We start from the raw sequence: 14907 nt of genomic DNA, 5'->3' as shown, positions 1-14907 counted from the left end.
CTGGCGCCGAGGCAGGCGCTGGCGCCGAGGCAGGCGCTGGCGCCGAGGCAGGCGCTGGCGCCGAGGCAGGCGCTGGCGCCGAGGCAGGCGCTGGCGCGCCGGAATCCCCGGAGGGCGGCGGCACCGACGGCCGGACGCCCGCCGCCCCGGCGCGCGAGGCGACGTCAGACGGTCCAGCCGCCCCCGACGGCCGACGAGGCCGAGCCCCCGCCGAGGCGGCGTCGGACGGTCCGGCCGCCTCCGCGGACGCCTCCCCCGACAGCGGCGGCGGCACGCCGCCCAAGCGGTCCGCCGTCGCGGAGGCGCTGGCCGCGGCCGTGCGGGCCGTGGAGAGCGGGGAGCGGCCCGCCGCGTCGTTCTTCACCGAGCCGGCCCGGCCGGCGGCGCGGGCGCCGCGGCGGGTGAGCCGGGCCGCCGCCGCGCCCGCCGTGGAAGGACCGCTCGCGGAGGCGCCGTTGGACGAGGAGGTGCTCGCGGAGGTGCGGCGGGTGCTGGTCGCGGGCGGGGCGCCCGAGAGCCTGGCCGGGGCGGTCGTGACCGCGCTCGGCGAGCAGGCCGCCGAGGCGCTGCGCGAGGACCCGTGGCTGCTGCTGGGCGTCGCGGGCGTACGCCCCGAGCAGGCGGACGGCTTCGCCCGCGCGCTGCTCGGTGACGCGTGCGGACCGGGCGACGCACGGCGGGCCCGGGCCCTCGCCGGCCGGCTGCTGGAGCGTGCCGCGCTCGCCGGGCACACCGTGCTGGAGGCGTCCGCCCTGCGCGAGGAGCTCGCCCGCCGGGCCGTCCCGGAGCCGGACGAGGCGCTGGGCGAGGTGATCGCGGACGGTTCGGTGCTGGTCTTCCAGGAGCCGCTGCGGGCCCCGGAGACCCCCGAGGAGGAGGCCGGCGAGGCGGAGGTGCCGGTCCGGACCCTGTTCGGCCTGGACCGGTACGCCATGGCCGAGGAGAGCCTGGCCGACGGGCTCGCCCGGCTGCTCGGCACGCTCGCCGCCCGGGACCTGGACTGGGAGGGCGCCGCCGCCGCGGCACCCTCGCCGTCGGCCGCCGAGCTGATCCGCGCCGTGGCCGCCTCCGGCCTGGTGGCGCACAGCGGCGGTGAGGCGGCGCGCGCCGAGCCCGCGGCGGCCGTCGCGGCGGCCCGCGCGCTCGGCCTCCGTGCGGTGGCGGCGGCGTTCACCGAGGACGGCCGGCGGCGCCTGGCCGCCGCCGGGGACGCCGAGGCGGTCACGGTCGCCGGCCTGCTCGCCGGCCGGGAGGGGCCGGAGCGGGACGCCGAGGGGGCGCTCGCCGTCGACCTGCTGGCGGTGCTCGACGCGCCGCGGCTGGACGTCGAGACGGCCGCCGCGCTGGTGGAGTCGCTGCCCGACGGCGCCCGGCTGGTCCTCTCCGGCGACCCCGCCGAGCTGGGGTCGGCCGGGCCCGGGCGGGTGTTCGGCGACGTCCTGGCGGCCCGCGCCTGCCCGGTCGTCGTCTCCCGCACCCCCGACCCCGGCCCCCTCGGGGAACTGCTCTCCGGCATCGGGACCGGCGAGCTGCTGCGGGTCGAGGCGCCCGGCAAGGAGGTCGTCATCGTCCCGGTGCGGGACGCGGGCGAGGCCGTGCACCGCACGGTGCAGCTCGTCGCCGACTCGGTCCCCCGCGCGATCGGCGTCCCGCCCGAGGACACGCAAGTCGTCACGGTCGGCCACGGCGGCGCCGTCGGCACCCGCGCGCTCAACGCCGCGCTGAAGGAGCGGCTCAACCCCGGACCGGGCCGCTTCGGCGGCTTCGACCCCGGCGACCGGATCGCGTACGTCCCCGCCCCCGGCCGGATGGTCCCGGGGACCGTCGTCTCCGGCGACGCGGACGGGCTGCGGCTCGACTGCTCGGGCACCCAGGTCGTCGTCCCGCCCGGCCGGGTGGCCGACGCGGTACGGCACGGCTGGGCCGTCACCGCCCACCAGGCGGCGGGCACCCGCTGGCCGGCCGCGGTGGTCGTCCTGCCCGGCGACGCGGGCCCCGGCCTGACCCGGTCCTGGGTCTACACGGCGTTCGGCCGCGGCGAGCGCCACCTGTCCGTCGTCCACGGCGCGGGCCAGGACCTGCCGCGTGCCGTGGCGGAGGTCCCGGCGGAGGAACGGAGCACGCGGCTCCGAACGCTGCTGAAGCCGCGGACGGCGCCCGCCGGGTGACCCCGACGGCGGCCGTCCGCTTCGCCGGCCGCCGTCACGCGGGGACCGACGAAGCGGTGTTCCGGTGCTTCCGGTACGGGGTACAAGGTCCGGGCCGCCCGGAGCCGGGGGCCCGAGGCGCCGGCCCGCACCCGTGCGCGACCCGCGATCTGAGGCCCACCGGGAGCGGCGGGATCGCCCGAGACCCGAAACCCCGTCGCGGACCGGGAGGCGAGATACCGGCCCGGGGCCCGAGCAACCCGATGCGGGCCCTTCCTCCCGGAAACGGTCCCGCCGCGAGCGGGACCCACAGGCAAGGGGGCCCCGGCCCCAGAAGTACCGACCAGGGCCCGAGCAACCCGATGCGGGCCCTTCCTGCCGAAAACGGTCCCGCCGCGAGCGGGACCCACAGGCAAGGGGGCCCCGGCCCCAGAAGTACCGACCGGGGCCCGAGCAACCCGATGCGGGCCCTTCCTCCCGGAAACGGTCCCGCCGAGAGCGGGACCCACGGGCAGGGCCCCGGTCCCAAGGGAGTTACCGGACCGGCCCGGACCGGCGCGTCCCGGCAGGCTCGCTCCGCGGCCGGGAGGGGCCGGCCGACCCCGGGAACCCCCGGGTCGGCCGGCCTCCGGACAGGCGCGCCCGCCCCGGCGGGCCCCGCGGCCGGGCCGGTCAGCGGGGAGCGCCCGGGCCCTTCCGGCCGCCCGGCGCCCTCGCGCCGCCCGCGCCGTCGGTCTCCGCCTCGTCGTCGAGGTCGTCGACCATTTCGATGTCGTCGTCATCGGACACGACACCGAGCATCCCGTCGTCCTCCGCGACGCTCAGCACCGCGTCGTCCAGCCCGTCGTCGTCGAGATCGTCCAGTTCCTCGTCGAACACGGCGCTGACGTCGAACCGGCAGACCACCCGCTGCGGATCGGCCTGGTCGAAGGGGGCCGGCAGCCACTCCCCCGGTTCGGCCAGGTCGTCGAGCGCGGCCACCCAGAGCGTGGAGTCACCCTCCTCCAGGCCGAACTCCTTGTGCCGGGAGGCGATTTCGTCCGGTTCGTACTCGCCGAAGAGCACGCCGAGGGCCGCGTGCACACTGCCGCCCACGATCCCCGCGCCACCTCCGGGCCGATGGGAGCCGGGCGCCAGGTCGGGGACGTCGGGGTCCAGATCCGCGACCCGCTGGGCCTGGGCGATCAGCCGTTGCGGCTCGGCCACCGCGTAGTCCCGGCGGATCAGCACGCTCAGCGCGCTGGGCTCGTCGGGACCGGCGTAGGCGGGCAGCGAGTCGTCGCCCGGGATCTCGAAGGGGGTGACCTCGTCGTAGGCGTCGTACAGCAGCTCGTCGTACGCCTCGGCTGCCGCGGCCAGCTCGTTGAACGCGGCGTAGACGGCCGGGTCATCCTCCCCCGACCGGCGTTCGACGGCGTCGAGGTGGCGGTCCAGAGCGGCTTTGACCGCCTCGGCGGCGGCCCGTACCTCGGCAGCGGTTGGCTGCGCAGCATCAGACATAGTGCAGACGCTATCCGTACCGGGGCTGTTCCCGCACAATAGATGCGATGCCGGAATACGAATTCTGTGATGTGTATGTGCCGCGAGGGGTCTCCCGAGGTGCTGCCACACGACTGCTGACCGACCACGCCGAGTACGGACACTGGGAGTTGGACCGACTGCGCCTCTTCCCCGACGGCAGCCGAAGAGTGCGGCTGCGCCGCAGGATCATCCGCCAGCTGCGCGCCACCTGGTAGGGCCGCGGAGCGGGCGCCGGGGGCGCCCTCCGGATCCGGGCGGCGACAGCCCGCCCGGGGCGAACGGCGGTCCGCCGCACGACCGGACGACGACAGGCCGGACGAAGACGAGCCGGACGACGGTGAGCCCGGCACGACGGCCCGGACGACGACGGTCCGGACACGCGGCGGCCCGGACGGCCATGGCCAGGACGGCGACGGCCCCGGCGGAAACGACGGAAGCGGGCCCCGGTGTCCGGAACCCGCTCCCGCGCTTCGGTGCGCCTGCGCCCACTCGACGCGAGGCCGACCGGCTCGGCCGGGCGGACCGGCTCAGCCGGATCGCCCCCGCCGGGTCAGCCCCGCCGGATCAGCCCGCCGCCGAGCCGGCCTCACCGCCTCGGTCCACCGGGCCGGCAGGGTCAGCCCTGCTGACCGGCGCGCGCCCGGCGGTAGAGGACGGCGCCGCCGAGCAGCAGGGCCGCGCTCGCGGCACCGGCCATGCCCAGCTCACCCGCGCCGGTGTGCGCGAGCTGGTCGTCCTTCTCCTCGACCGCCGCGGCGGCCTGCTGGGCCGGACGGTGTGCGTCCTTCACCACGGCCACCGGGACGATCGGGCCCGAGGTGACCGGACCGGGGGTGACGTGACCGGGCTTGTGCGCCGAGTGCTCGGCGGGCGGGTTGTGGTGCCCGGCCGGCCGGTGCTCGTCGCACGGCTTGCCCTTGTCGTGGTCCCCGTGGTGGTTACCGTGGTGGTCCCCGTCGTCCCCGTGCGGCTTGTCGGCCGGCGGGTGGTGGTGCGAGGGCTCGCCCGGGTGGTGCGGCCGGGTGTGGTCCGGGCCCCTCCCGTGGTCGTGGCCCCCGTTGATGCAGGCGTTGCCGAAGATGGGGTTGGCGACACCGACCACGTCCACGGAGTTGCCGCAGGCGTTGACCGGCACGTCCACCGGCGCCTGGACGACGTTCCCGGAGGCGATGCCGGGCGAGCCGACGGCCACGCCCTCCGCCCCGGAGCCGCCGCCGTGGTGCCCGCCGCCGTGGCCGTGGCCCTGGTCGTGACCGCCGCCGTGGCCGTGGCCCTGCCCGTGGGAAGCGTGCCCCCCGTGACCCCCGTGGCCACCGTTGACACAGGTGTTGCCGGAGGCGGGGTTGAGCGCCCCGACGACGTTCACGGTGTTGCCGCAGACGTTGACCGGCACGTGGACCGGCACCTGGACGGTGTTCCCGGACGCGACGCCCGGGGAGTGCGCGGCGGCGCCCTGGGCGCCCGAGTCCGCGTACGCGTAGCCACCGGTCACGGCGAGCACGCTGCCCGCTGCCGCGACGGTGAGCAGGCCCTTTTTGGCGACCTGTCGCATTGCTTTGCCCCTCTGCTACTACTGCTTGCCATGCGGAACGTGCGCGGGCGTGCTGCCCGCGCACGGTGTCCGGGTCGAAAGCCCGGCGGCCCCGGGGCGCATGGCGCGCGCTCCGGAGCCGCCCGGTTCTCCATCCCTCACCCGGTGAGGGGCGACGTCACTTGTTGACGCAGACGTTGCCGTGCGTGGGGTTGAGCAGCCCGACGACGTTGACCGTGTTGCCGCACAGGTTGACCGGAACCGTGACCGGCACCTGGACGACGTTGCCCGAGACGACGCCGGGGCTGTTCACCGCGGCGCCCTGCGCCCCGCCGGCCGCCGCTGCCAGACCCGCGCCCGTGAGCACGAGACCACCGGTGGCAGCCGCGGTGGCGACGACCTTCTTGAGCATTGGATTCCTCCTTGTTGGAATGCGATCCCAGCCGCGGACCGCACACCCTGTAACGACACGGGGGGAACCGGGCTACGTAACCTTGAGCGCGTTCACTCTTTCCGGCTAAAAAAGCGCCAACTCCGCACAACCTGACGCTCTTTCAGAAAGCGTGTCAGCACTCATCCAGGAACCGGTCGAGCACGCGCGCACCGAATGTCAGACCATCGACGGGGACGCGCTCGTCCACTCCGTGGAACATCCCGGCGAAGTCGAGCTCGGGGGGCAGCTTCAGCGGGGCGAATCCGAAGCCGCGGATCCCGAGGTCGTCGAAGGACTTGGCGTCGGTGCCGCCGGAGAGCATGTACGGCACGGCGCGGGCGATCGGGTCCTCGGCCCGCAGCGCCGTCTGCATCGCCTGGACGAGGTCCCCGTCGAACCCGGTCTCCAGCGCCTTGTCCGCGTGCACGTCCTCGCGCTTGACCCGCGGCCCGAGGATCCGGTCGAGGTCGGCGAGGAACTCCTCCTCGTACCCGGGCAGGAACCGGCCGTCGACGTGCGCCGTGGCCTGTCCGGGGATGACGTTCACCTTGTAGCCGGCGCCGAGCATCGTCGGCGCGGCCGTGTTCCGCAGCGTCGCCCCGATGATCTTGGCGATGCCGCCCAGCTTGGCGAGGGTGGCCTCCATGTCCTCGGGGTCCAGCGGGGTGCCCAGCGCGTCCGACAGCTCGTCGAGGAAGGACCGCACGGTCTTGGTCACCCGCACCGGGAACTGGTGCCGACCCAGCCGGCCGACCGCCTCGCAGAGCTCGGTGATCGCGTTGTCGGTGTTGGTCATGGAGCCGTGGCCGGCGGTGCCCTCCACGGTCAGCCGCATCCAGTGCATGCCCTTCTGGGCCGTCTCGACCAGGTAGAGCCGCAGGTTCTCGTTGACGGTGAACGAGAAGCCGCCGACCTCGCTGATCGCCTCCGTAACCCCCTCGAACAGGCCAGGGTGCTTGTCCACCAGGTAACGGGCGCCGTACGTGCCGCCCGCCTCCTCGTCCGCGAGGAAGGCGAGCACCACGTCGCGCGGGGGCTTGCGCCCGGTCCGCATCCGGTCGCGGACGACCGCGAGGGTCATCGCGTCCATGTCCTTCATGTCCACCGCGCCGCGCCCCCACAGGCACCCGTCGGCGATCTCGCCCGCGAACGGGTGGTGGGTCCAGTCCGCGGCGTCGGCCGGGACGACGTCCGTGTGCCCGTGGATCAGCAGCGCCGGCCGCGACGGGTCCTCACCCTCGATCCGCGCCACGGTCGAGGCCCGCCCGGGGTGCGACTCGAAGATCCGCGGCTCCAGCCCCACCTCGGCCAGCTTCTCCGCCACGTACTCGGCGGCGGCGCGCTCGCCGGGCCCGGAGTGGTCGCCGTAGTTGCTGGTGTCGATCCGGATCAGGTCGCGGCAGATGTCCACGACCTCGTTCTCGGCGCCCGTTGTCTGTTCCGCGCTCACACTGCCTCCTCGTGGTTCGCCCCCGGGAGCCCTCTCGCGCGGACCCCCGGCGTGGGTCCACCGCCATCCTCCACCCGCCGCCGCCCCAGCCCAAGGCCGCAATCCTGCCGACACACTTCCGCAAGAACCCGCTGGTCGCAGCCCCGGAACGGCCCTCCGCCCACGTGATCGAGCACCGCTCGAAACCTGGTATTGTTTTCCATGTCGCCGCGGGGAACACCCCGAGGAAACGACACCTGGTCCGGGTGGCGGAATGGCAGACGCGCTAGCTTGAGGTGCTAGTGCCCTTTATCGGGCGTGGGGGTTCAAGTCCCCCCTCGGACACAACGAAGAACCCCAGCCCAGCTGGGGTTCTTCTGTTTTCCGGCCGCGGCGTGCGCGTCCCCGGCCGCCCTTGCGGCGGCCGGGGCACGGCTGGGCTCAGGCCAAGGGCACCCGCGCCACCGGGGTGAAGGTGGTGTCGGTGAGGAGGGCTCGGCAGCGGAAGCGTTGGATTTTGCCGCTGGGGGTTTTGGGGAGGACGCCTCGGGGGAGGAAGAGGCATTCGTCCAGGGCTACGCCGGCCTTTTCCAGGGCCAGGGTGGCGGCCTCTTCCGCGATGGGGCGGAAGTCCTTGGGGTTGCCCTGGGGTTCGACCATGAGGACGAGGCGGGTGGCGCCCGTGTCGCCCGCGTCCACCACCGCCGCGCAGCCCTTGCGGATGTTGCGCATCGAGTCGACGGCCGACTCGATCTCCGTGGCGTAGACCTTGCGGCCGCCGACCGAGAGCATGTCGTCGGCCCTGCCGAGGACGTAGAGCTCGCCGTCGCGGAGGAAGCCCAGGTCGCCGGTGCGCAGCCGGCCGTCGTGGAAGCGTTCCGCGGTGCGGGCGGGGTCGGCGTAGTAGCCCTGGGCGAGGCTGGGGGAAGCCACCTCGATCTCGGCCACGCCGCCGGAGGCTCCGGCTCGTACCTCGACGCCCGGGAGGGGGACGCCGTTGGAGACGATGCGGGTGGCGTGGGGGTCGTCCGGGGCCACCTCGATCGCCTTGCCCTCGACCAGCGACGGGCCGTGGAAGGTCAGGGCCCGGGGCGCCTCCGCCCACGGTTTGCCCGTCACGGCGAGGGTGGCCTCGGCCATGCCGTAGGCGGGCTGGAAGGCGGTGTCCGTGAGGCCGAAGGGGCGGAACGCGGCCGTGGCGGTGGTCAGGGTGTCCCAGTCGACGCGTTCTGCGCCGATCACCGCCGCCCGGAGGCGCAGTTGTTTGGGGAGGGTGCCCCGGCCCTGCGCCCGGGCCGCCAGGTAGACCGCGGTGCTGGTGCCCGCCGTCATGGTGGCCTCGTACTCCGACATGTCGCGGAACCAGGACCGGGGCGCGAGGCCGAACCGGTCGGGCGTGGACAGGACGAAGTGGAAGTCGTACGCCCAGGAGTAGAGCAGGCAGCCGAACATGCCCATGTCGTGGGAGAGCGGCAGCCAGGACGCGACCGTGTCGGCGCCGGGGCGGCCGCCCGTGAGGTGGAGGATGATCTCCAACTGGCGTTCTATGGCACGGGTGGTGAGGGCGCAGCCCTTGGGGGTGCTGGTGCTGCCCGAGGAGTACTGGATGAAGGCCAGGTCGTCCCGGCCGGGGGGACTCGGGGTGAAGGAGGCGGACGCGCCGGCGGCTCGTAGCGTCGTCCAGCCCGCGACCGGGAGGGACGCGGTCAGTTCGGCGGGGAGCGTCGCCGCGATCCAGTCGTCGGCCAGCAGGAGGACCGGGTCGAGGCGGGCGGTGAGGGCGACGAGTTGGTCCCCGTACGCCTCCTGGCTCTGACCGCGGGTGGGCAGCGGGAGGGAGGCGACGGCGCCGCCCGCCAGCCAGGTGGCGAGCAGGCCGCGGACGGTGTCGGGGGTGTTGGTGAGGATGCAGGCGACGCGGGTGCCGGGGCGTACGCCGAGGGCGCGCAGCCGGGCGGCCATGCCGTGGGCGTCCCGGACGACGTCGCGCCAGGGGGTGTGGTCGAAGGTGTCGCCCGTCCAGGCGTGCAGGACGCCGCGCGAGGACCCGTTCGTCAGGGCGGTGAAGAAATCCATGGTGTGGCCGTACTCCCCGTTGGTGTGGTTCTCGTGGCCGGGCCGGCGGCGCGTCCGGGCCGGTGCGGTGGCGCGCACCGGCGCCGGACGGTGTCATTCGACGTCGACGAGGGTGGGGTCGGTGGGCTGGTCGCTCTTCTTGCGCTCGGCGAGGGGCGCGAGGTGCTGCTGGGACTTGAGGAGCTGGGCCTGGTCGGCGGTGGAGCCGCCGCTCACCCGGCTGATGCCGGCCTCGCGCATCTCCATCCGCTCGGGGTCGATCCGGATGACCTTCCAGGCCAGACCGGTCTTCTCCAGGCTCCAGATGAGGATGGCCGAGAGGTCGACCTCGTACCACTTCATGCCGTGCCGGGCGGACCGGGGGAAGGCGTGGTGATTGTTGTGCCAGGCCTCGCCGAAGGACGGCAGGCTCAGCCAGGCGACGTTGCGGGACTCGTCGGTGGTGTCGAAGCGGCGCCGGCCGAAGTAGTGGCCGACGGAGTTCACCGCGTACGTCATGTGGTTGATGAGGAAGATGCGGACGAGGCCGCCCCAGAGCATTCCGGTCAGGCCCGCGGTGACGCTGCCGCCGGTGATCGCGAAGGCGAGCAGGCCGGGCAGCACGCAGCCCGCGGCGGTGACCAGCACCAGGTGCTCGCTCAGCCAGCGCATCGGCTTCTCGCGCACCAGGTCGGGGCAGTAGCGCATCGGGTCGGACGTGAGCTTCTCGTCGAACAGCCAGCCGAGGTGGGCGTGCCACAGGCCGGTCATGGTGCCCTTGAAGCCGGGCGGGAAGTCCAGGTGGGGCGAGTGGGGGTCGCCCTCCTTGTCGGCGACGCGGTGGTGCTTGCGGTGGTGGGCGGCCCAGATCAGCGGCGGCCCCTGGCCGGCCATGACGCCGGCGGTGGCCAGGGCGACCCGGATCGGCTTGTAGGTCTCGAACGAGCGGTGCGTGAGCATGCGGTGGTAGCCGGTGGAGATCCCGAACCCGGAGATCGCGTACATGATCACGAGGACCACGGCGTCGGACCAGGAGAAGATCTTGTTCCACAGCAGTGCCATGGAGGCCAGGACCCCCAGCAGCGGGATGACGGACGCGCCGAGGATGAACCAGCGGTGCTCCCTGCCGTCCATTTCCTCAACCCCTTCCAACGGGAACGAACAACGGACAGGACACGGACAGGACGTAGTCGGGGCGCTCAGGGCGCCGGGTGGAACTGCTCCTCCTCGGTGGAGCCGGTCAGGGCGGTGGTGGAGGAGTCCGGGTTGAGCGCGGTGGTGACGAGGTCGAAGTAGCCGGTGCCGACCTCGCGCTGGTGGCGGACGGCGGTGAAGCCGTCGGCCTGCGCGGCGAACTCCCGCTCCTGCAACTCCACGTACGCCGTCATGCCGTGCTCCGCGTAGCCGCGGGCGAGGTCGAACATCGCGTGGTTGAGGGAGTGGAAGCCCGCCAGGGTGATGAACTGGAACCGGTAGCCCATCGCCCCCAGTTCACGCTGGAACTTGGCGATCCGGTCGTCGTCCAGGGCCGCCTTCCAGTTGAAGGAGGGCGAGCAGTTGTAGGCCAGCATCGTGTCGGGGTACTCGGCGTGGATCGCCTCGGCGAAGGCGCGGGCCTCGTCGAGGTCCGGGGTGCCGGTCTCCATCCACAGCAGGTCGGCGTAGGGGGCGTAGGCGAGGCCGCGGGCGATGACGGGGGCCATGCCCGCCTCGACGCGGTAGAAGCCCTCGGCGGTGCGTTCGCCGGTGCAGAAGCGGGCGTCGCGCTCGTCGACGTCGCTGGTGAGGAGGTTGGCGGCGAGGGCGTCGGTGCGCGCGACGATCAGGGTGGGAACATCGGCGATGTCGGCGGCCAGGCGGGCGGCGTTGAGGGTGCGGATGTGCTGCGCTGTGGGCACGAGGACCTTGCCGCCCAGGTGCCCGCACTTCTTCTCCGACGCCAGCTGGTCCTCGTAGTGGATGCCCGCCGCGCCGGCCGCGATCATCGCCTTGGTCAGCTCGAACGCGTTCAGCGGCCCGCCGAAACCGGCCTCCGCGTCCGCCACGATCGGCGCCAGCCAGTCCACCGAGGAATCCCCCTCGGCCGTGGCGATCTGATCGGCGCGCAGCAGCGCGTTGTTGATCCGCCGCACCACCTGCGGCACCGAGTTCGCCGGGTACAGACTCTGGTCCGGGTACGTCTGCCCGGCCAGGTTGGCGTCCGCCGCCACCTGCCAGCCCGACAGGTAGATCGCCCGCAGCCCCGCCCGTACCTGCTGCACCGCCTGACCACCGGTCAACGCACCCAGCGCGTGGAGGTAGTCGTACTCGTGCAGCTCCCGCCAGAGCCGCTCCGCCCCGCGCCGGGCCAGGGTGTGCTCCTCACGGACACTGCCGGACAACCGGACGACGTCCTCCGCCGAGTACGTCCGCTCCACCCCCTTCCAGCGGGGGTCGGTCGCCCAGCGGTGGGCGAGCTCCGCGGCGGTGGTGGGCGCCGTCGGCGGGGGGTTGTGGGACATCGGGGGCTCCTCGTCGCATCGGTGGTGGGGGCCGTCAGGCACGTCGGGGCGGGTCGGTGCGGACCCGGTCGAACCAGGCGCCGAGGACGCGGGCGGTCGTGGGGGCCCGGTCCTCCAGGATCGAGAAGTGGTCGGCCAGGACGGGTTCGGCCGCGTCGGCGGCCTTCCAGGTGGGGTCGACGGGGGCGCCGTGGGACGCCTCGGGGGCCACGGCCCGGACGGCGAGGGTCGGGACCTCGACCTCCACCGGCTGCCACTCGGCGTAGAGGCGCACATAGGCGCCCATGGCCATGAGGTTCTCGTCGTTGACCACGACGCCCGTGGGGTCCCGGTCGAGGATCTCGCTCATCGCCCAGACGAACAGGGCCTCCCGCTCCCCCGCGTCGTCGATGTCGTACGTGTCGATCATCGCGACGCCCTGCGCCCGGGTGCCGGACCGCAGCAGGCGTTCGGCGACCGCGCGGGCCATCAGCCCGCCCACGGAGTGGCCGACGAGGAAGAACGGCGCGCCCGCGGCGGCCTCGGCGGTGGCCTCGGCCATGGCGTCGACGGCGGCCGACCACGACTTCGGGAGCGGCGCGGACCTGCCGAAGCCCGGCAGGACCAGGGCGGACGTCCGCAGCCGGGGCCGCAGTTCGGCGGCGAGGCGGGCGAACTGGTGGGGTCCGGAGCCCGCGAGGAACGACGGGACGCAGATCACCACCGGGTCCGGGGCGCCGTCCGCGACGAGGACCGAGCGCGCGGTGCCGGTCAGTTCCGCGGTCGAGGCGAAGGACGGCTGGAAGCGGGACGCCGCCGCCAGCAGCGGTACGGCCTCGGCGATGGCGTGTTCGACGTGGGCGCGGCGGAGCAGCTGGGTGTACGTACCGCCGCGTCGGCTCTCCCCCTCGGCGGGGACGGCGGGGACGGCCGGCCGGTCCGGGGTGCGCTCGGGAGCGCGCTCGGTGAGCCAGTAGCGCTGCCGCTGGAACGGGTAGGTGGGCAGCGGGACGGCGCGTGCGCCGCGGCCGTCGAACAGCGGCGTCCAGTCGACGCGTACGCCGCCGACGTGGGCCTGGGCGAGGGAGCGGAGGAACGCGGTGTGCCCGGGGGCCGCGTCCCCGCCCGTCGGCCGGGTGATCAGGAAGTCGTCCGGGTCGCCGCCCGCCGCGGAGACGGCGGCGGTGAGCGCGTCGGTGAGCGTCGGCCGGAGGCCGACGTCCAGGAACGCCTGGAAGCCCTCGGCCAGCCTCGCGCGCACGCTTTCGGCGAGCGGCTCCACGGGGGCGGGGGCGCCCGTCGCGGCCCGCGCCGCCTCGGGCAGTGTGCGCCGCCCGGCGATCACCTCGGCGGCGGCCTCCCCGCCCGGCGCGGCGAGCACGGCGTCGGGCTCGACGCCGTACGCGCGCCACAGGGCCGCCAGCGACACCGTCACGGCGAAGGAGACGGCCCGTTCGAGAGCGGGGGCGCCGGGCGCGCCCTCGACGGCGGCGGCGAGCGGGTTCCCGTCGGTGTACGGGGCGAGCGCCTCCGCGCACTCCTCCATGCGGCGGGCGAACGCGGGCTCCGCGGCGAGGAGTTCGCGTATCCCGTCCGGGCGCTGCCCGTCGGGGCCCGGTACGACGAAGGCGACGCTTCCGGGGCGGGCCCGGGTGGGCAGCAGGACGTCGGGGGCGGCCTGGCCGGCGGCGACGCGGTCGAGGCCGGCGAGCAGGTCGTCGCGGGTACGGCCGACGACCGCCGCGCGGTGGGAGAGCGTCGCGCGCGTGGTCGCCAGCGAGAACGCCACGTCCAGCGGGTCGGCGTCCGGGTGCTCGCGCGCCCACTCCGCCAACCGCCGGGCCTGCGCGGCCAGTCCGGACGGCATCCGGCCGGACACCGTCCATACCAGCGGCGCGTCGTCGGGCCGGTCGGATGCCGGCTCCTCCGAGACCGCCGGCGGCTCCTCGACGATCACGTGGGCGTTCGTGCCGGACGCGCCGAAGCTCGACACGCCCGCACGGCGCGGCCGTTCCGGAGAGCGCGGCCACGGCCGCTCCTCCGTGAGCAGCCGCACCCGTCCCCGCGACCAGTCCACCTTCCCCGTCGGGCGATCGACGTGCAGCGTCGCGGGCAGCCGTTCCGCCCGCAGCGCGCCGATCATCTTGATGATCCCGCCCACACCCGCCGCCGCCTGCGTATGGCCGATGTTCGACTTCAACGAGCCGAGCCACAGGGGGCGTTGACCGGGGTCTCCGTACGCGGCCTGGAGCGCCTGGACCTCGATCGGATCCCCCAGCGTGGTCGCCGTCCCGTGCCCCTCCACCGCGTCCACGTCCGCCGCCGTCAGCCCCGCGTCCGTCAGCGCCGCGCGGATCACCCGCTCCTGCGCCGGACCGTTGGGGGCCGTCATGCCGTTGCTGGCGCCGTCCTGGTTGACCGCCGAGCCGCGCAGCACCGCGTGCACCCGGTGCCCGTTCCGCCGGGCGTCCGACAGCCGTTCCAGGACGAGGACGCCCATGCCCTCGGCCCAGCCGGTGCCGTCGGCCGCGTCGGCGAAGGCGCGGCAGCGGCCGTCGGGGGACAGTGCGCGCTGCCGGGAGAACTCCACGAACACGCTGGGCGTGGCGAGGACGGTGACGCCGCCGACGACGGCCAGCGAGGACTCGCCGCGGCGCAGCGACTGCATCGCGAGATGGGTGGCCACGAGCGACGACGAGCAGGCCGTGTCGACCGTCAGCGCCGGGCCCTCGAAGCCGAACGTGTAGGCCACCCGGCCGGAGACGAAGCTGCCGAGCGTGCCGATGCCCCAGCGGCCGGCGACCTGGTCGGCACGGGAGCGCGCCACCCAGGCGTAGTCCTGGAACATCGCGCCGGCGAACACGCCGGTGGCGCTGCCGCGCAGGCTCTCCGGGTCGATCCCGGCCTCCTCCAGGGCCTCCCAGGTCCCTTCGAGGAGCAGCCGCTGCTGCGGGTCCATCGCCAGCGCGTCGCGGCGGCCGACGTTGAAGAACCGCGGGTCGAACTCGGTGGCCGTGGACAGGAATCCGCCGGTGCGGACGTAGCTCGTCCCGGGGTGGGCGGGGTCCGGGTGGTAGACGGTGTCCATGTCCCAGCCGCGGTCCTCCGGGAAGCCGGCGATCGCGTCGCGGCCCTCGGCGACCAGCCGCCACAGGGCCTCGGGCGAGTCGGCGTCGCCCGGGTAGCGGCAGGCCATGCCGACGACGGCGACGGGTTCGGCGGCGGTCGCGTTACGCCGCTTGAGCCGGGCGTTCTCCTTCATGGCCGCCCGGAGGGCCGCCACGAGGTCGTGGTTGTCGACGGTCATCTCT

At 74.6% G+C, this 14907-nt stretch carries 10 protein-coding genes and 1 tRNA gene; 3 read left to right on the top strand and 8 right to left on the bottom strand.

All coding sequences use genetic code 11. The annotated features are described in order from the left end of the window. Window positions 1–2168 (top strand): helix-hairpin-helix domain-containing protein (locus ACH4PU_RS10115; RefSeq protein ID WP_398268875.1); only part of this gene is annotated, 2168 nt, incomplete at its 5' end. 651 nt (window positions 2169–2819) lie between these two features. On the opposite strand, the gene ACH4PU_RS10110 is transcribed toward ACH4PU_RS10115, so the two are convergent. Then, window positions 2820–3647, bottom strand: a complete 828-nt coding sequence (locus ACH4PU_RS10110) for a hypothetical protein (protein WP_398268872.1) — start codon at window positions 3645–3647, stop codon at window positions 2820–2822. Between the two features lie 47 nt (window positions 3648–3694). Between ACH4PU_RS10110 and ACH4PU_RS10105 the strand changes: the two genes are divergently transcribed. Further along, window positions 3695–3883 carry a DUF5703 family protein gene (locus tag ACH4PU_RS10105; RefSeq protein WP_078588254.1) on the top strand — a complete coding sequence of 63 codons (189 nt, stop codon included), beginning with the start codon at window positions 3695–3697 and terminating at the stop codon, window positions 3881–3883. A gap of 401 nt (window positions 3884–4284) precedes the next feature. Here ACH4PU_RS10105 and ACH4PU_RS10100 read toward each other — a convergent pair whose 3' ends face one another. The 3 genes from ACH4PU_RS10100 to ACH4PU_RS10090 form a co-directional block, all read right to left on the bottom strand. Continuing rightward, a complete protein-coding gene (locus tag ACH4PU_RS10100; protein WP_398268868.1) occupies window positions 4285–5220 on the bottom strand; it encodes a chaplin in 936 nt (311 codons plus the stop codon). Window positions 5221–5377: 157 nt separating this feature from the next. Next, a complete protein-coding gene (locus ACH4PU_RS10095) occupies window positions 5378–5611 on the bottom strand; it encodes a chaplin (protein WP_398268865.1) in 234 nt (77 codons plus the stop codon). Between the two features lie 154 nt (window positions 5612–5765). Further along, window positions 5766–7082 carry a M20/M25/M40 family metallo-hydrolase gene (locus ACH4PU_RS10090; RefSeq protein WP_398268862.1) on the bottom strand — a complete coding sequence of 439 codons (1317 nt, stop codon included), beginning with the start codon at window positions 7080–7082 and terminating at the stop codon, window positions 5766–5768. A gap of 239 nt (window positions 7083–7321) precedes the next feature. Here ACH4PU_RS10090 and ACH4PU_RS10085 point away from each other — a divergent pair. Next, a tRNA-Leu gene (locus ACH4PU_RS10085) sits at window positions 7322–7406 on the top strand. A 96-nt stretch (window positions 7407–7502) separates the two neighbouring features. Here the strand turns inward: ACH4PU_RS10085 and ACH4PU_RS10080 are convergent. The 4 genes from ACH4PU_RS10080 to ACH4PU_RS10065 all read right to left on the bottom strand — a co-directional run bounded on the left by ACH4PU_RS10080 (window position 7503) and on the right by ACH4PU_RS10065 (window position 14903). Beyond that, window positions 7503–9215 (bottom strand): AMP-binding protein, encoded by a 1713-nt coding sequence (locus ACH4PU_RS10080; RefSeq protein ID WP_398268859.1) that lies wholly within the window; start codon window positions 9213–9215, stop codon window positions 7503–7505. Between the two features lie 15 nt (window positions 9216–9230). Then, complete coding sequence (locus ACH4PU_RS10075) at window positions 9231–10250, bottom strand: acyl-CoA desaturase (RefSeq protein WP_398268856.1); 1020 nt, start codon at window positions 10248–10250, stop codon at window positions 9231–9233. 65 nt (window positions 10251–10315) lie between these two features. After that, a complete protein-coding gene (aceA, locus tag ACH4PU_RS10070) occupies window positions 10316–11617 on the bottom strand; it encodes an isocitrate lyase (protein WP_398268853.1) in 1302 nt (433 codons plus the stop codon). A 34-nt stretch (window positions 11618–11651) separates the two neighbouring features. Beyond that, entirely contained in the window at window positions 11652–14903 is a 3252-nt protein-coding gene (locus tag ACH4PU_RS10065) for a type I polyketide synthase (protein ID WP_398268850.1), read from the bottom strand. Window positions 14904–14907 lie beyond the last annotated feature (4 nt).

Source organism: Streptomyces sp. NPDC021100, assembly GCF_044333095.1.
Taxonomy (GTDB): domain Bacteria; phylum Actinomycetota; class Actinomycetes; order Streptomycetales; family Streptomycetaceae; genus Streptomyces.
This window is presented reverse-complemented; position numbering and strand designations above follow the sequence as displayed.